12 protein-coding genes are annotated in these 15,163 nt (G+C 63.4%); 8 read left to right on the forward strand and 4 right to left on the reverse strand.

Annotation, left to right across the window (positions count from 1 at the left end):
- Window positions 1-170: 170 nt before the first annotated feature.
- Window positions 171-800, forward strand: a complete 630-nt coding sequence (locus BWQ93_RS15045) for a c-type cytochrome (RefSeq protein WP_077031249.1) — start codon at window positions 171-173, stop codon at window positions 798-800.
- 185 nt (window positions 801-985) lie between these two features.
- The gene (locus BWQ93_RS15050; RefSeq protein ID WP_011542709.1) at window positions 986-2,263 is read left to right on the forward strand and encodes a hypothetical protein; all 1,278 of its coding nucleotides are present in this window, start codon (window positions 986-988) and stop codon (window positions 2,261-2,263) included.
- A 307-nt stretch (window positions 2,264-2,570) separates the two neighbouring features.
- Here the strand turns inward: BWQ93_RS15050 and BWQ93_RS15055 are convergent, their stop codons facing one another.
- Complete coding sequence (locus tag BWQ93_RS15055) at window positions 2,571-4,646, reverse strand: TonB-dependent receptor (protein ID WP_077031250.1); 2,076 nt, start codon at window positions 4,644-4,646, stop codon at window positions 2,571-2,573.
- A gap of 235 nt (window positions 4,647-4,881) precedes the next feature.
- On the opposite strand from BWQ93_RS15055, the gene BWQ93_RS15060 reads away from it, so the two are divergent.
- From BWQ93_RS15060 to BWQ93_RS15085, 6 genes are all read left to right on the forward strand, one after another.
- Window positions 4,882-5,319 (forward strand): hypothetical protein, encoded by a 438-nt coding sequence (locus BWQ93_RS15060; RefSeq protein WP_232314622.1) that lies wholly within the window; start codon window positions 4,882-4,884, stop codon window positions 5,317-5,319.
- A 63-nt stretch (window positions 5,320-5,382) separates the two neighbouring features.
- Window positions 5,383-5,649: a hypothetical protein gene (locus BWQ93_RS15065; RefSeq protein WP_053555658.1), complete on the forward strand. Its 267-nt coding sequence runs from the start codon at window positions 5,383-5,385 to the stop codon at window positions 5,647-5,649.
- Between the two features lie 63 nt (window positions 5,650-5,712).
- Window positions 5,713-6,939, forward strand: coding sequence for a TolC family protein (locus BWQ93_RS15070; RefSeq protein WP_077031251.1), 1,227 nt, complete (start codon window positions 5,713-5,715; stop codon window positions 6,937-6,939).
- Complete coding sequence (locus BWQ93_RS15075; RefSeq protein ID WP_077031252.1) at window positions 6,936-8,168, forward strand: efflux RND transporter periplasmic adaptor subunit; 1,233 nt, start codon at window positions 6,936-6,938, stop codon at window positions 8,166-8,168. Before BWQ93_RS15070 ends, BWQ93_RS15075 begins: the two co-directional genes overlap by 4 nt.
- The gene (locus BWQ93_RS15080) at window positions 8,165-11,299 is read left to right on the forward strand and encodes an efflux RND transporter permease subunit (protein ID WP_077031253.1); all 3,135 of its coding nucleotides are present in this window, start codon (window positions 8,165-8,167) and stop codon (window positions 11,297-11,299) included. Before BWQ93_RS15075 ends, BWQ93_RS15080 begins: the two co-directional genes overlap by 4 nt.
- Window positions 11,296-11,667, forward strand: a complete 372-nt coding sequence (locus tag BWQ93_RS15085; RefSeq protein ID WP_077031254.1) for a copper-binding protein — start codon at window positions 11,296-11,298, stop codon at window positions 11,665-11,667. Before BWQ93_RS15080 ends, BWQ93_RS15085 begins: the two co-directional genes overlap by 4 nt.
- 25 nt (window positions 11,668-11,692) lie before the next feature.
- Here the strand turns inward: BWQ93_RS15085 and BWQ93_RS15090 are convergent, their stop codons facing one another.
- Genes BWQ93_RS15090 through BWQ93_RS15100 form a run of 3 tightly spaced genes read right to left on the reverse strand, consistent with a single transcriptional unit; the run spans window position 11,693 to window position 14,977 of the window.
- Window positions 11,693-12,490: a sulfite exporter TauE/SafE family protein gene (locus BWQ93_RS15090; protein WP_077032448.1), complete on the reverse strand. Its 798-nt coding sequence runs from the start codon at window positions 12,488-12,490 to the stop codon at window positions 11,693-11,695.
- A complete protein-coding gene (locus BWQ93_RS15095) occupies window positions 12,487-14,067 on the reverse strand; it encodes a bifunctional protein tyrosine phosphatase family protein/NAD(P)/FAD-dependent oxidoreductase (protein ID WP_067179789.1) in 1,581 nt (526 codons plus the stop codon). Before BWQ93_RS15095 ends, BWQ93_RS15090 begins: the two co-directional genes overlap by 4 nt.
- 31 nt (window positions 14,068-14,098) lie before the next feature.
- Window positions 14,099-14,977 (reverse strand): MBL fold metallo-hydrolase, encoded by an 879-nt coding sequence (locus BWQ93_RS15100; protein ID WP_083455621.1) that lies wholly within the window; start codon window positions 14,975-14,977, stop codon window positions 14,099-14,101.
- Window positions 14,978-15,163 lie beyond the last annotated feature (186 nt).

The raw sequence follows: 15,163 nt of genomic DNA on the forward strand, positions 1-15,163 counted from the left end.
AAGTCCGATCGAGTAAGGGGCGCCCGGAATTACCTCGACGCGGCAAGTACGCAAACCACCTGTCTCCTTTGCGACAAGGGAAAACCTGTTGCGGTGCGTATCATCTGTTGAACAGCCTTTGCATCGCGTTCGGCTTCACAGCTCGACGCTTGTTTTGAGGGAGATAGACGATGGAGCGTTTTCGAAACTTCGATTTCCGGAAGCACATGCCTAGCTTGGCGTTCACGCTCCTGGCCGTTGCCGTCATAGCTGGCGCTGGAGCAATCACCGTCTATCTCGGCCTGTACAATATAGCGGCCGATGCACCTCATAGCCGACTGACTTACAGCGTCATCGAAACATTCAGGGAGCAATCCATCGCAGCCCGGTCCGGATCGATCGCGGTGCCGGCGGATTTGGCGGCTCCGGCGCGGATCGCATCGGGCGCCGGACTATACACGGAGATGTGCAGCGGCTGCCATCTGGCGCCCGGAATGGAAAAAACCGAAATGAGTCAGGGGCTGTATCCGCAAGCGCCCATCTTGTTCAAAGGTTCGGATCGTTCTGCCTCGGAGCAATTCTGGATCATCAAGCATGGCATCAAGATGACCGCCATGCCGGCCTGGGGGAAAACGCATGATGATCGTCTCATCTGGGATATGGTCGCGTTTGTCCGAAAACTCCCTGGCCTGTCGCCGGCACAATATCAGGCTATTACGCAGAATGCGCCAATGGACCATGACGCGATGATGAAGGGCATGACAGAGGCGGAAGGCGCGAGTCAGAAACCAAGCGGAGCGGGCGAACACGCAGGGCACTGAGGTCGTCGACAATTATGCAGCGCCGGGCGTGAACGGGCTCGTTTCGACCTTCCATTCCCGCCCACCTTGCCGGTGGGACGGAAGGTTTCGCCTTTCGCTAAGGGCCGGATCGAGCGAACTGTCTTGGCCGGCAAGCCGCAGGTGGAAAACAGCAATTCGGAATGGATCAAGCGGGGGCTATAAACATGAAGCGCGATCTTGTTCGCGAACTGATCGAGCGCTGGCGCGGCGATTCCGGCTCGACCTATCAAAGCTGGTTCCTGTGGGAGGAACGACTGAAGAATTTTCGGTCGATCAGAAGAGGAATCTCGCAGGTCGTCGCCGAAATTGAGGCCGGCACCTTCGGAGCGGCATATCGGGGCTCGTCATTGGAGATCATTGTTCATTCAATCGCCGAGCAACGACAGATTTTCAAAGGTGCGGATCATGCTTTCTTGTGGAAGCCCAAACTCCGAATCCCGGACATCTACGAGAACGCCGACAATCAACGAGCTTTTGGCAGACTTCTTCACCATTGCTCCTGTTGCGATACCGCCGAGGAGGTCGTCGCCGGGATCCTCGCAATCGACAGACAGAAGATCAAGGGGTTGGGTCCTGCGGTAGCCAACATTCTCTATTTTCTGCATCCCACCCTTGTGCCTCCGTTCAATACGGCAATCGTAAAGGGCTACAACGCGCTGACGGGTGCGAATGTGAAGCTTGGCAGCTGGGAGCATTTTCTCGCGATGCGCGCGGGCATTCTGGATCTCAACGATTGCTACCGGGATCTTCTCTCCAACGATTTGGGCGCGATAGGAGGGCTGCTGTTCGATATCGGATCGGGACGGTTTCCAGCCCCACCGCTCAGCGGTTCGAGCGAAAATGCTCGCGATTGGATGGCCTTGCTGAATGAAACGCGCTCACAGTCCGACAAGTTCGATAAGGGGCTTGCAAATCAGAAAGAGAGCGACCGGACGCATAGCGAAGTCCAATCCTGGCTTCGGGACCTCGGCCTTGCACTTGGATATGACGTCTGGGTAGCGGCAAATGACCGGGGGCGCCTTCATGAGGGTGTACCGCTCGGGTCTCGATGCCTCGATAGCTTGCCGCATGCCATCGCAACCGCTCAAGGAAGCGATGCCATAAGACTGATCGACATCTTATGGCTCGAGCAATCGACGGCTACGGTCGCGGCGGCATTCGAAGTCGAGCATTCGACATCCATTTATTCCGGAATTGTCCGCATGCTTGATCTCGCGCTGAGCAGCGAGAATCTTCATTTGTCGACGCCACTTTTCCTGGTTGCACCCGATGCGCGAGAAGCCGATGTCCGCGCTCAGCTCCGACGCCCGGCTTTCAGCCGGATCGGTGATCTCGACATTTCCTACCTGCCCTACGCCGAGCTCGAACAGAACAGGGTCGCCATTGCCCGCTTCGGTACGGGCCTGAAGGCGATCAAGGCGATCTCCCATCCATTGCCGTGAGGCAGCCGACGACGCGTAGGCCTCCGAAAGCAGTTGGTCTTCGCATCCTCGCGGCGTCACAGGGAAAGCCGGGCATCGAAATCGCGCGCGCTACCGACGTTCAGGATGGGACTAGCCCGTATCTGTTCGTGCCATCTTACTGTCCGGCTCATCGTGCCATCAGCAGGGCCGTTCAAGTAACGGCGCCGGTGAGAACAGGGACATATCATGTCCTGCGTTCAGAGGAAGTATTCCCCCCGGGCGCAAGCGCCCAGGGGGACCGACGACCGTAGGGGAGTCGCCGGGGGACCTCGCAGGACGAGGAACCTCAGAAAAAGTAGCGCAGCTGCAATCCGTACTGGCGCGGCTCGCCGTAGATGTAGAGCGGAAGAGTAGGGTTCGAGACACCCGTCGCGTCCGTCCCGATCGTACTATAGCTCACATAGCGCTCGTTGGTGAGATTTCGGCCATAAAGCGCAATTTCCCACGCTTCGCTCGCCGGCTGCCATGCGACACGCCCATTTATAAGGGTCGTGGCGTTTCCGGAAAAAAGCGGATTGTTGCTGGGCTTGAAAAAGATGCTGTCGCGCCAGGAGATATCGGTCCGTAATGTCAGCATTCCGCCGCCCAGGGAGGCCTTATATTCTCCGCCGAGAGTGATGTTCCACTTCGGCGCGTTCGGCAGCCGCTTGCCCTTGAGGCTTGCGCCGACGTCGTCAAAATAGACATCGTAGCGCGCATCGAGATAAGCGATCGTGGATGTAAGCGTCAGGCGATCGAACGGCCGTGCCATCAGTTCCGCTTCAACGCCCTTGATCGTCGCCTTGCCGGCGTTGGTGGTACTGGCAACGCCATTATTATACTCGACCACCTGAAGATTGGTGTAATCATAATAGAAGGCCGAAAAATTAGCTCGAAGCCGGCGATCGAGGAGCGTCGACTTCAAGCCGACTTCGTAGCTCCAGACATACTCCGGGAGGAAAGGCCGCCCGTCTCCCAGCTGGAATCCACCCGATTTGAACCCGCGGGTTGCCGACGCATAAGCCATGACGTCATCGGCAAGGTCGTAATCGATCCCAATTTTCGGAGTCCAGGCGGTCCAGGATGATTTGGGCTGACCGGCATCGACCTGATTTCCGTTCAGCAGGACACGATATCCGAAATCCTTTTTTTCGTATGAGTATCGAAGCCCTCCGGTCAATCGCAGGCGGTCGATGAGTTCGTAGCTTGCTTGTCCGAAGAGCGCGAATGCATTCGTCGTATTGTTTTCCGGGATCGCGAGCCGACGACCCGGTTCGATGATCCGTATTTCGTCATTGCCCTTTTCGTTGAGATAGAAGGCCCCGACGATCCAGCGCAGCTTGTCTGCATCATTGTTGAGCAGTTGGAACTCCTGCGTGAAGCTGCGAGAGCGTTCGAAAAACTCGATATCGCGGAGGAAGAGGTCGGTCGAGTCGACATCGAGCGCCTGGACGACCTTGCTCTTGCGCAGCGCAGTGATCGAGCGGATCGTGACCGGACCACCATCCCAGTTCATCGTCGAGGACACGCCCCAAGCATCGACGTCGTAACGCGGCACGCGGTCGAGCGCGGCTTCTTTGTCATTGGCCGGGATCGTCGCCCCCGCATCGATGAAGCCTTGCGGATAAAAGGGCCGGACAGACCGTGCGCCAGTCTCGCGATCGCGGCTGGCATCCGCCCGCAGCACGATCTCAAGACGGTCGCTAGCGTCGATCGCAAGCGTCAGTCGTCCGGCGAGATTGTCTTCATTCTGGTATCGCCGTCCCGAAACGATGTCGCGGTAGATGCCGTCACGCTGGTTGGCAAGCAAGGTGAGACGGCCTCGGACGCCCGCTCCGAGCGGCCCCGAAATCGTGCCACTAAGCGAGCGCTTCTCATAATTTCCGACTGTGAGCCCCAGCGCGCCGGTCAAATCCTCCGTTGGCATCTTGGAGATGATGTTGAGCGTGCCGCCGGCGGAGTTGCGACCGAAGAGAACGCCCTGCGGACCGCGCAGAACCTCGATGCGTTCAACGTCGAACAAATCCTGATAGCTCGTCGTCGGACGCGAGATGTAGACACCGTCGTAATGGACCGTCGTGCTGGGATCGGTCGCAACGCCGAACGCGGAGGTGCCGATTCCACGAATATTGATGATCGCCATGGAATCGTTGGTGATCGACACGCCCGGCACGAAAAATTGCAGGTCTTCGACGTTGGATATGCCCGTTGCCGTAAGCGCCTCGCCGGTCATCGCTGTGACCGAGACGGGAACAGACTGCAAATTTTCCTCGCGCTTCTCGGCCGTTACGATGATCTCCGCGAGGCCTTCCGACTGGGCTTCCTGAGCCTGCACAGGCATTGCGAACGCCATCGCAATCGCCGCGAGCGAAGTTCGCTGCATTGTGCGCTTCTTTAACGAGCAACAGTATAGATTGTTCACTACGCTTCCCCTGTTTCGAAGAACTGCGCCGTCGCGCAGCTCAAATGAGTTTCGGGGAAGTCGAGGACAAAAACATGCATGCCCGGAAACCGCTGTTTACGGCTTCCGGGTTCAAACACCCAACATCCCCTACTGAGATTGATTACGCACCAGAACGCCCCATCCCTCAAAAAATGGTACAGAGGACGTTTGACCGATGGAATTGGGCTCTCCGATTTGTCCGGCTTGCCAGAATGAAGTTGACGCGGAATGCGCCAAGGATCATGCTTTCGTCATGAAGCGCCGCTTCTCGCTCCTGCTCCTTCTCGGAGCCTTGCTGGGTCTCTTGGCCCAGGAAGCGGCGTTCGCTTCAGCGATGCCGATGCCCGACACGGCCATCACCGCGTCCGCAATGAGCGACGAATGCGCGGAGATGATGGGCATCGACAAGTCGCAGGACAAGAGGCCCTGCCAAGGTCTCACGCTCGACTGCATTGCCAAGATGGGCTGCGCGCTTCCGCCCGCCGTCGTATCGCCGGCTATGCCGCTCGAAACGAAAGCGCATGTCCCGGGCTTGCTCGATCCGCTTCCTGTCCGGCGGCTCGCTGGCAGAACATTCGGCCCCGAACCCGATCCACCTCTATCCCTCGGCTGAACTGCAAAAGGCGAACCGCGCTTCCGGCGCGCCTTTCCTAGCTTTTCAACCGAGGAATTCGACATGAAACCTATTTTTGCTCTTGCCGCACTCGCGGCCGCAACGCTTGCCGCTCCCGTTTTCGCACAGGAAGCGCCGGGGGGCCATTATGAATGGCAGACCCGCCAGGTGCCGGGACCGAACAAGTCCAATACCACCTCGCGGGTCCGCGTCTGGGTGAAGGACAAGTCCGCCCAGATGGCCAACTGCGACTGCGACATGATGAAGGCCGATCCGGCCGATTGCATGAAAAAAATGACCGGCGGCCACATGGCGCACCCCGCGGCGTAATATCTCCATCCCCGGCGCCTATGCGCCGGGGATGGCCTCGCCCGATCCAAAAAGGGGGAAATCATGCGCCTTTTCTTTGCGGCAGCCGTGCTTGCGCTGCCCACGGCCCTGCACGCCGAACCGATGTCGCTCGATGATGCGCTTCGGCTGGCGGAAACGCGAGCGCCCGAATTACAAGCCCGAGAAGCCGGGCTCGATGCCGCGCGGTCGGCGGCAATCGCCGCCGACCGGCTTCCCGACCCGAAGCTCAATCTCGCCATCCAGGATTTCCCGGTAACCGGTCCCGATGCGGGCCGGTTCAATCGCGACGATTTCACGATGCAGGTCATCGGCGTCAGCCAGGATTTCCCGAACTCCGCCAAGCGACGCGCACGCGCGACGCGCGCGCAGGCCGATATCGGAATCGCCCGCGCCGACGAGGCAGTTACCGCGCAGGACGTCCGGCTCGCGACTGCGCTTGCCTGGGTCGATCTCTTCTATGCCAAGAAGCGGCTGAAGGAACTCGACCTGCTCGACGCCGGTCTCGGGGATTTGCAAGCAACGGTGACGGCGCGGCTAGCGAGCGGCGCGGCGCGCCCGGCGCAAGCGCTGGAGCCCGATCAGCTTCGCGCCGCGATCAACGACCGCCGCAGCGCGCTCGCCGCCGAGATCGCGCGCGCCCGCGCACAGCTCGCGCGTTTCACCGGCGACCCCGTCGCCGACACGGCGGGCGACCCGCCGCCGCCGACGGTCGACGAGGCGACGCTGCGCGCGGGCATCGACGCCCTGCCAAGGCTGCGGGCGCTCGACGCTCGCGCCATCGCGGCCGATGCCGAAACGGGCCTTGCGCGCGCCGACAAGCGCCCCGACTGGAGCGTCAATGCGGCCTATGGACGTCGCGAGCCCAATTATGGCGACCTCGTCACGCTCGGGGTCACGATCGATCTGCCATTTTTCTCGAAAAAGCGGCAGGATCCCAAAATCGCCGCCCGCGCCAGCGAAGCGACACGCGCGCGCCTCGACCGCGAAGCCGCCAAGCGCGACATCGCGGCGTCGCTCGACGCCGATCTAGCCGATCATCGCATGCACCACGAGCAGTTGACAAATGCACGGTCGCAGCTGGTGCCGCTGGCGAAGAAGCGCGCCGAGCTCGACCTTGTCAGCTACGCCGCCGGAAAGCTCGACCTCGGCACTGCGCTCCTGTCGACACTCGCGCTGGCAGAGGCCGAAGTCGATGCGCTGTCGCGCGAAGCCGAGGTCGCGCGCGACGCGATCCGGATCAACACTATCTATGGGGAGACAGGGCGATGACCGATGCGACGTCAGCGGCGCGGTGGCGCGCCGCTATCCTGGCCGCGGTGCTGATCGCGGGCGGCGGCGGCTATTGGCTGGGACAGCGCGGGGACAGCCATGCGCCGGGGGGAACCCCGGCCGACAGCCGCAAGATCCTCTATTATTACGACCCGATGTTTCCGAACCAGAAGTTCGACAAGCCCGGCAAGTCGCCCTTCATGGATATGCAGCTCGAGCCTAAATATGCCGATGAGGCTGGCGGTTCTGGCACCGGCCCCGGCATCACGGTCGATCCGGCCGCGAGGCAGAGCCTCGGAATACGCGTCGTCGCGGCCGAAATGGGCAGTCTGGCGGCGACCTTCGACGTCAATGGCAGTGTGGATTTCAACCAGCGCGACGTCGCCATCGTCCAGGCGCGCTCGGGCGGCTTCGTCGAGCGCGTCTATCGCCTCGCGCCCGGCGACGTCATCGGCGCCGGCACGCCGATCGCCGACCTGCAATTGCCCGAATGGGGCGGCGCCCAGACCGAATATCTGAGCGTCAAGAAACTCGGACGCCCAGACCTCACTTCAGCGGCACGCCAGCGGCTGCGGCTGATGGGCATGCCCGAAGGGGTGATTGCCGAGGTCGACCGGACCGGACGAACCGGCGGCAGGCTGACGATACGCGCGCCGATCGGCGGCGTCGTCCAGACACTTAATGCGCGCGCGGGCGTCACGCTCGCCACGGGGCAGACGCTCGCCGAAATTTCGGGGCTCGGCACGGTATGGCTCAACGCGGCGCTACCCGAAGCGCAGGCCGGGTTGGTCAACATCGGCCAGCGGGCGACGGCGACCCTTACCGCCTTTCCCGGCGAGAGCTTCGCCGGCAGGGTCGTGGCGATCCTGCCGACGACGACCGCCGACAGTCGGACTCTGACGGTGCGCATTGAACTCGCCAATCGCGGCGGGCGTCTCCGCCCCGGAATGTTCGCGGCGGTAGCGCTCGGCGGCGATGCCAAACCGGCGCTGCTGGTGCCGAGCGAAGCGGTGATCCGCACCGGCACGCGCAGCATCGTGATGCTCGAGAAGGGCGACGGTCGCTATCATCCTGCCGAAGTGGTCGCTGGGCGCGAAGGCGGCGGCAAGACCGAGATATTGCGGGGGCTCGCACCCGGCGAGAAGGTCGTCGCGTCGGGTCAGTTCCTGCTCGATTCCGAAGCGAGCCTGACCGGTCTCACCGTGCGCCCGCTGGAGCCTGCGCAATGATCGCGAAGATCATTCGCGCCTCGGTCGCGGCGCGCGGACTTGTCGTCGCGGCGGCACTGATCCTGACGCTGCTCGGGATCGCCGCGGTCCGCACGACGCCGGTCGATGCCCTGCCTGATCTCTCGGACGTTCAAGTCATCATCCGCACCACTTATGCGGGCCAGGCACCGCGGATCGTCGAGGATCAGGTCACCTATCCGATCACGACGACGATGCTCTCCGTGCCCGGAGCGCGCGTCGTGCGCGGCTATAGCTTCGTCGGCGACAGCTTCGTCTATGTGCTATTCAACGACGGCACCGATCCCTATTGGGCGCGCAGCCGCGTCCTCGAATATCTGAGCCAGGTGCAAAGCCGCCTCCCCGAGGGCGCACGCGCGAGCCTCGGCCCCGACGCAACCGGGGTCGGCTGGATCTATGAATATGCGCTGGTCGACAAGAGCGGCCGCCACGATCTCGCCGAACTGCGCAGCCTGCAGGACTGGTTCCTCCGCTTCGAACTCAAATCGGTCCCTGGCGTCGCCGAGGTCGCGAGCATCGGCGGCATGGTGCGCCAATATCAGATCATCGTCGATCCGCAGAAGCTCGCCGCCTTCGGGGTGACCGCGCCGGAGGTGGCAGACGCCCTCAAGCGCGCCAACCAGGAAAGCGGCGGCGGCAGCCTCGAACTCGCCGAAGCCGAATATATCGTCCGCGCGAGCGGCTATCTGAAGTCGCTCGACGACTTTCGCGCGGTTCCTCTCCGCACTGCAAGCGGCGGAATTCCGGTTACGGTGGGCGACGTCGCAACGGTCCAGATCGGCCCCGACACAAGGCGCGGTATCGCCGAGCTCAACGGCGAGGGTGAGGTCGCGGGCGGCGTGATCGTCATGCGAGAGGGCAAGAATGCCCGCGAGGTTATCGACGGCGTCCGCACCAAGCTCGCCGAGCTCAAGCGCAGCCTGCCGCCCGGGGTCGAGATCGTCACCACTTACGACCGTTCGGGGCTGATCGACCGCGCGGTCGACAATCTGACCTCGAAGCTCGTCGAAGAGTTCATCATCGTCGGGCTCGTCTGCGCGCTCTTCCTCTGGCACGCGCGCTCGGCGCTGGTCGCGATCCTGACCTTGCCGCTCGGCATCCTCATCGCCTTTATCGTCATGCGGCTGCAGGGGCTCAACGCCAATATCCTGTCGCTGGGCGGCATCGCGATCGCGGTCGGCGCGATGGTCGACGCAGCCGTGGTGATGATCGAAAATGCCCACAAGCATCTCGAACATTGGGAGCGCGATCATCCGGGCGAGGACTTGAAGGGCGCCGAACGCTGGCGCGTGATCACCGAGGCCGCCGCCGAAGTTGGGCCGGCGCTCTTCCTCAGCCTCCTCATCATCACCTTCTCGTTCATCCCGATCTTCACGCTCGAGGGCCAGGAAGGGCGACTCTTCGCGCCGCTCGCATTCACCAAAACCTATGCGATGGCCGCGGCCGCGATACTCTCGATCACGCTGGTTCCGGTGCTGATGGGCTGGCTGATCCGCGGCCGGATCCCCGCCGAACAGGCCAATCCGATCAATCGCTGGCTGACCCACGCCTATCGGCCGGCACTCGACTGGGTGCTGGCCCGCCCCAAAAAGGCGCTCGCGATCGCCGGCCTCGTCTTCGCCACCAGCCTGTGGCCGATGACCCAGATCGGCGGCGAGTTCATGCCGCAGATGCGCGAAGGCGACCTGCTCTACATGCCCTCGGCGCTTCCCGGCATTTCAGCGGCGCGCGCGTCGAGCCTGCTCCAGCAAACCGATCGGCTGATCAAGACGGTGCCCGAGGTCGAGAGCGTGTTCGGCAAAGCAGGGCGCGCCGACACCGCGACCGACCCGGCGCCCCTAGAGATGTTCGAAACGACGATCCGCTTCAAACCGAAAGAGCAATGGCGTCCCGGCATGACCGAGGAAAAGCTGGTCGAGGAACTCGATGCGCGCGTCCGCGTTCCGGGGCTCGCCAATTTCTGGATTCCCCCGATCCGCAACCGCATCGATATGCTCGCGACCGGGATCAAGAGCCCGGTAGGTATCAAGGTCGCGGGATCGGATCTGGCGGCGATCGACCAGACCGCCAAACGCATCGAAACGGTCGTGAAGACCGTGCCCGGCGTCGCCTCGGCGCTGGCCGAACGGCTGACCGGCGGGCGCTATATCGATGTCGACATCGATCGCGCCGCGGCGGCGCGCTACGGCCTCAATGTCGCCGACGTGCAGTCCATCGTCTCCGGCGCGATCGGCGGCGAGACGATCGGCCAGACCATCGAGGGGCTCGCGCGCTACCCGATCAGCGTCCGCTATCCGCGCGAGCTGCGCGACAGTATCGGCGAACTCGCTAGCCTGCCGATCCTGACGCCTTCGCGCCAGCAAATCACGCTCGGCACCGTCGCCAGCGTGAAGGTGAGCGACGGCCCGCCGATGCTGCGCAGCGAGAATGGGCGTCCGGTAACCTGGATCTATGTCGACAGCCGCGGCCGCGACCTGCAGGGGCTGGTGCAGGACATGCAGCAGGCTATCGAGCGCGACGTCAAGCTGCCGCCGGGCGTCAGCGTCTCCTACACTGGACAGTTCGAGTTCCTCGTCCGCGCGACCGAACGGATGAAGATCGTGGTGCCGGTCACGCTCGCGATCATCTTAGTCCTGCTCTATCTGACCTTCCGCCGCTGGGACGAGGCTTTACTCATTATGGCAAGCTTGCCCTTCGCGCTCACCGGCGGCCTGTGGCTGCTCTATCTGCTCGGCTATAACCAGTCGGTTGCGAGCGCAGTCGGGTTCATTGCGCTCGCTGGCGTCGCCGCCGAGTTCGGGGTCGTGATGCTTATCTATCTCAAACAGGCGCTCGCCGCCCGCGACGACGGCGACATCAAGGCCGCGGTCCGTGACGGTGCGCTGCTGCGCGTGCGGCCCAAGGCGATGACCGTCGCAGTCATCCTCGCCGGCTTGTTCCCGATCCTCGTCGGGACCGGGACGGGTTCGGAGGTGATGAGCCGGATCGCAGCGCCGATGGTCGGCGGCATGCTCACCGCGCCGCTCTTGTCGATGTTCATCATTCCCGCCGCCTATCTGCTCATGCGGAGACGCGCGGCAAATCCCATTCAACCCGAAGGAGAAGCGACATGAAGAAATCTGTCACATTCGCGCTGGGCCTCGCGCTCACCGCAGGACTTGCCGCTTGCGGCCAGCAAGGCGAAACCTCGAAACCGGCCGAAGACGCGGCCGCGCCCGCGAAGGATGTCGGCGCCATGGCGATGCCGGCCGAAACCAGGCACGGCAAGGGCACGGGAAGCGTGACCGCAATCGACACCGCGGCCGGGGAGGTCACCCTCGATCATGGCGCGATCGCCGAACTCGATTGGCCGGCGATGACGATGGGCTTCGCCGCGCCGCAGAAGCTGCTGGAAGGTCTGGCGGTCGGAGACCGGGTGAGTTTCGAGCTCGACTGGAACGGCAAGGCGGGAACGATCACGCGGATTGAAAAGATGAAATAGACGGTGGCGGCGGGCGGCAGGAACCTCAACCGCCCGCGGTCGCGAAAAGAGCGCTCGCGCTCCTGACGAGCATATAGGCTGCGACCGTGAAGATAAGGCCGGCGAAGATCGCGGTCAGCGCCCCCCGGCTCGATAATTGACGCGCGGCGCGTGTCCCGGCGATACCGCCGGCGAGTCCCCCGGCGATGAAGACTGCGGCCAGCGGCCAGTCGATCAATCCCGACACCGCATAGCTCAGCGCCGTGGTCAGCCCGAAGGCGGTGACCGCGACGAGGCTGGTGCCGACCGCGTTGAGGATCGGCATCTTCGTAGAGGCGATCAGCCCAGGCACGATCAGGAACCCGCCGCCGATACCGAAAAATCCCGAAAAGCCCCCGGTGCCGAGACCATAGCCGAGCACTTTCGGCGCATTATGGCGATTGCAGGCGGCCCCCTCGATGCCGGGATTGTCTCGCCCGCGCAGCATCAGCACGCCTACGACGAGCATCAGCAACGCGAAGAGGAAGAGCAGTTTCTGCCCGTCGATCGCCTTGCCGATGGTCGAGCCTGCGAGCGCGCCGACGATGCCGCTCCCCGCATAGAGAAAGCCGCAGCGCCATTTGACCGTCCCGGCGCGTGCATGCTGCGCGAGCCCCGAGGCCGCGTTGGCGGCAACCGCGAGCGCGCTCGTCCCGATCGCTACATGCGGGCTCGCGACCCCGACGAGATAGACCATCAGCGGCACTGCGAGAATCGAGCCGCCACCGCCGACAAGGCCGAGGGTGAAGCCGACGATGCCGCCCGACAGGCCGCCGAGCAGATATTGAAGCGTGTCGAGCGTCACGCCCCCGAACCGATCGGCGCCGGCGCCGCGAGCCACTCGCGGCCGCGCAGCATGCCGTGCCAGTAGACCGGCGGTAGAATCTTTTCCTTGAGCAGCCAGGAGATGCGCGACGGCCGCGTGCCCTCGATCATCCATTTGGGAAAGGTCGGGAGCAATTTCCCGCCATAGCCGAATTCGGCGAGGACGATCTTCCCCGCTTCGACGGTCAGCGGGCAGCTCCCATAACCGTCATAAGCTGCCACTGGCGGAGCGCCATCGAGCGCGGCGAGCGCGTTGAGCGCCACGACAGGCGCCTGTTTGCGCGCGGCGGCCGCAGTCTTGGCGTTGGTGGTTGCAGCGACATCCCCGAGCGCGAAGACATTGGCGTACACACTATGGCGGAGCGTCGCCTCGTCGACCGCGACGAAGCCGGAGGGCGCCGCGAGCGGGCTCGATGCGATAAATTCGGGGGCGACCTGCGGCGGGACGACATGGATCATGTCGAAGCGTTCCTCGACCCGGCGGACGGCGTCGCCGCGACGCTGCTCGAAGAGCGCGACTTTTGCCGGCCCGTCGATCGACACGAGACGCGATTCTAGCTGCAGATCGACGGCGTAGCGCGCGATATAGGCTTCGAGCGCAGGCACATAGGCGGCGACCCCGAACAGCGACGGCGTCGCCGTATGGAACTGCACCTCGGCCTGCCCGAGCAACCCGGCGCGCTCCCAGCGGTGGCACGAGAGATACATCGCCTTCTGCGGGGCGCCCGCGCATTTGATCGGCATCGGCGGCTGGGTGAACAGTGCACGGCCGCCGCGAAAACGGCGCACCAGACGGTCGGTATAGGGCGCAAGATCGTATCGATAGTTGGACGTTACGCCGTCCGCGCCGAGCGCTCCGGCGAGCCCTGGGATCGCGTCCCAGTCGAGCTTGAGCCCCGGACAGACGATGAGCGCGCGATAGCCGAGCACGCGCCCATCGGCGAGCGTCACCCGGTCGCTCGCGGGATCGAAGGATGCCGCCGCGCCGCGGACCCATTCGGCGCCTGCTGGGATCAGCCCCGCTTCGTCGCGCCGGGTTGCCTCGGCCGCAAAAATGCCGCCGCCGACCATCGTGAACCCGGGCTGGTAATAATGATCCGCGCATGGCTCGACGATCGCGATCGACACCCCGGGACGGCGGCGCAGGATGCTCGCTGCGGTCGCGATCCCCGCGCTGCCGCCACCGATCACGATGATATCATAATGCGCGACACTACCATCGGCGCCGCGCGCCGACGCCATACCGGCAAGCTGCTCGGAGCGCGCGCCTGAGCGGCAATAGGCCAGAACCGGCGCCGGGAGGTCGGCGAGCGCTCGGGCCATTGTGGCGACATCGCCTTCATCGATCCCGCCCGACATGACGGGAATATGCACGAAGCGAAGGCCGTGCGCCTCTGCAGCAGCGGCGATCGCCGCTGCCGTCGGCTGCCCTGCTTCCTCGCCATCGGGGCGATTGCAGACGATCGAGCGGAACCCCGACGCGGCGAGCGCGACGACATCGGCCGGGTCGATCTGCGGCGACACGCTGAGTGCTGGGGTCAGGCTCCTGATGGTCATTGTTTCTCCATTCGGGGAAAGGTGTCGGCGCTCACAGCCGATCGATCGGTATCTTGAGATAGGCGACGCCATTGTCCTCCGCGGGCGGCAAGCGCCCCGCCCGCATATTGACCTGTATCGAAGGCAGCAGCAGCCGAGGCATCGCGAGTTCGGTATCGCGCGCGCGGCGGCGAGCGACGAACTCGTCTTCGGAGATACCATCGCGCGCGTGGACGTTTGCGGCACGCTGCTCGGCGACGGTCGTTTGCCAGCGGTGCTCCTGCCGCTCCGCGGTCAGATAGTCGTGGCACATGAAGAGCGGCGTATCGCCGGGGAGCTCAAGGATGCGGCGGAGCGACCGGAACAGAAAAACAGCATCGCCGCCCGGAAAATCAGCGCGCGCCGAGCCGTAATCGGGCATGAACATCGTGTCGCCGACGAACACCACATCGCCGATCACATAAGCAACACAAGCTGGCGTATGACCGGGAACATGGAGCACGGTAACTGGCAGTTCGCCAATTGCGAAACGGTCGCCATCGGACCAGAGACGATCGAAATCCGAGCCATCACGGCGAAATTCGGGTCCGGCGTTGAAGATGTCGCCGAACACAGCCTGAACGTCCCGGATATGCTCGCCGATCGCGATCGCGCCGCCGAGCCTTTCCTTGATCCAAGCTGCTGCCGAGAGATGATCGGCATGCGCGTGGGTCTCCAAAAGCCAGTCGATCGCGATGCCCTCGGCGCGGACATACTCCATGATCGCTTCGGCCGAGGCGGTCGAGGTACGCCCGGCAGCTGCGTCATAGTCTAGCACACTGTCGATCACCGCGCCGCGCTTCGTGCGCCGATCATGGACCAAATAGCTGATCGTCGAGGTCTCGGGATCGAAGAAGCCGCGCACCGCCGCCGTATCTTTCGCTATCGACATAAGCTGATGCCGTGCAGCCGCGAGCGGGACATCCGCTGCTAAAGTCCATGCAGCCCGGTCCTCCTCCATGATCAGCGAATACTCCTTCCAGGAACAGCGGACGCGCGATTCTGAGCAAATGCATCCGCTCTCAATAGAAAGAGACGCAGCGAAACGAGTTTACCCCACTCCTATATTGCCCAACCG

This window comes from Sphingopyxis sp. QXT-31, assembly GCF_001984035.1.
Taxonomy (GTDB): Bacteria; Pseudomonadota; Alphaproteobacteria; order Sphingomonadales; family Sphingomonadaceae; genus Sphingopyxis.

What these genes read in the sequence shown, in the direction of transcription:
- BWQ93_RS15045 (WP_077031249.1), top strand. Translation starts at nt 171, where the DNA reads ATGGAGCGTTTTCGAAACTTCGATTTCCGGAAGCACATGCCTAGCTTG.
- BWQ93_RS15095 (WP_067179789.1), bottom strand. Translation starts at nt 14,067, where the DNA reads ATGACCATCAGGAGCCTGACCCCAGCACTCAGCGTGTCGCCGCAGATC.
- BWQ93_RS15085 (WP_077031254.1), top strand. Translation starts at nt 11,296, where the DNA reads ATGAAGAAATCTGTCACATTCGCGCTGGGCCTCGCGCTCACCGCAGGA.
- BWQ93_RS15075 (WP_077031252.1), top strand. Translation starts at nt 6,936, where the DNA reads ATGACCGATGCGACGTCAGCGGCGCGGTGGCGCGCCGCTATCCTGGCC.
- BWQ93_RS15050 (WP_011542709.1), top strand. Translation starts at nt 986, where the DNA reads ATGAAGCGCGATCTTGTTCGCGAACTGATCGAGCGCTGGCGCGGCGAT.
- BWQ93_RS15070 (WP_077031251.1), top strand. Translation starts at nt 5,713, where the DNA reads ATGCGCCTTTTCTTTGCGGCAGCCGTGCTTGCGCTGCCCACGGCCCTG.
- BWQ93_RS15100 (WP_083455621.1), bottom strand. Translation starts at nt 14,977, where the DNA reads ATGTCGATAGCGAAAGATACGGCGGCGGTGCGCGGCTTCTTCGATCCC.
- BWQ93_RS15060 (WP_232314622.1), top strand. Translation starts at nt 4,882, where the DNA reads ATGGAATTGGGCTCTCCGATTTGTCCGGCTTGCCAGAATGAAGTTGAC.
- BWQ93_RS15080 (WP_077031253.1), top strand. Translation starts at nt 8,165, where the DNA reads ATGATCGCGAAGATCATTCGCGCCTCGGTCGCGGCGCGCGGACTTGTC.
- BWQ93_RS15055 (WP_077031250.1), bottom strand. Translation starts at nt 4,646, where the DNA reads ATGCAGCGAACTTCGCTCGCGGCGATTGCGATGGCGTTCGCAATGCCT.
- BWQ93_RS15065 (WP_053555658.1), top strand. Translation starts at nt 5,383, where the DNA reads ATGAAACCTATTTTTGCTCTTGCCGCACTCGCGGCCGCAACGCTTGCC.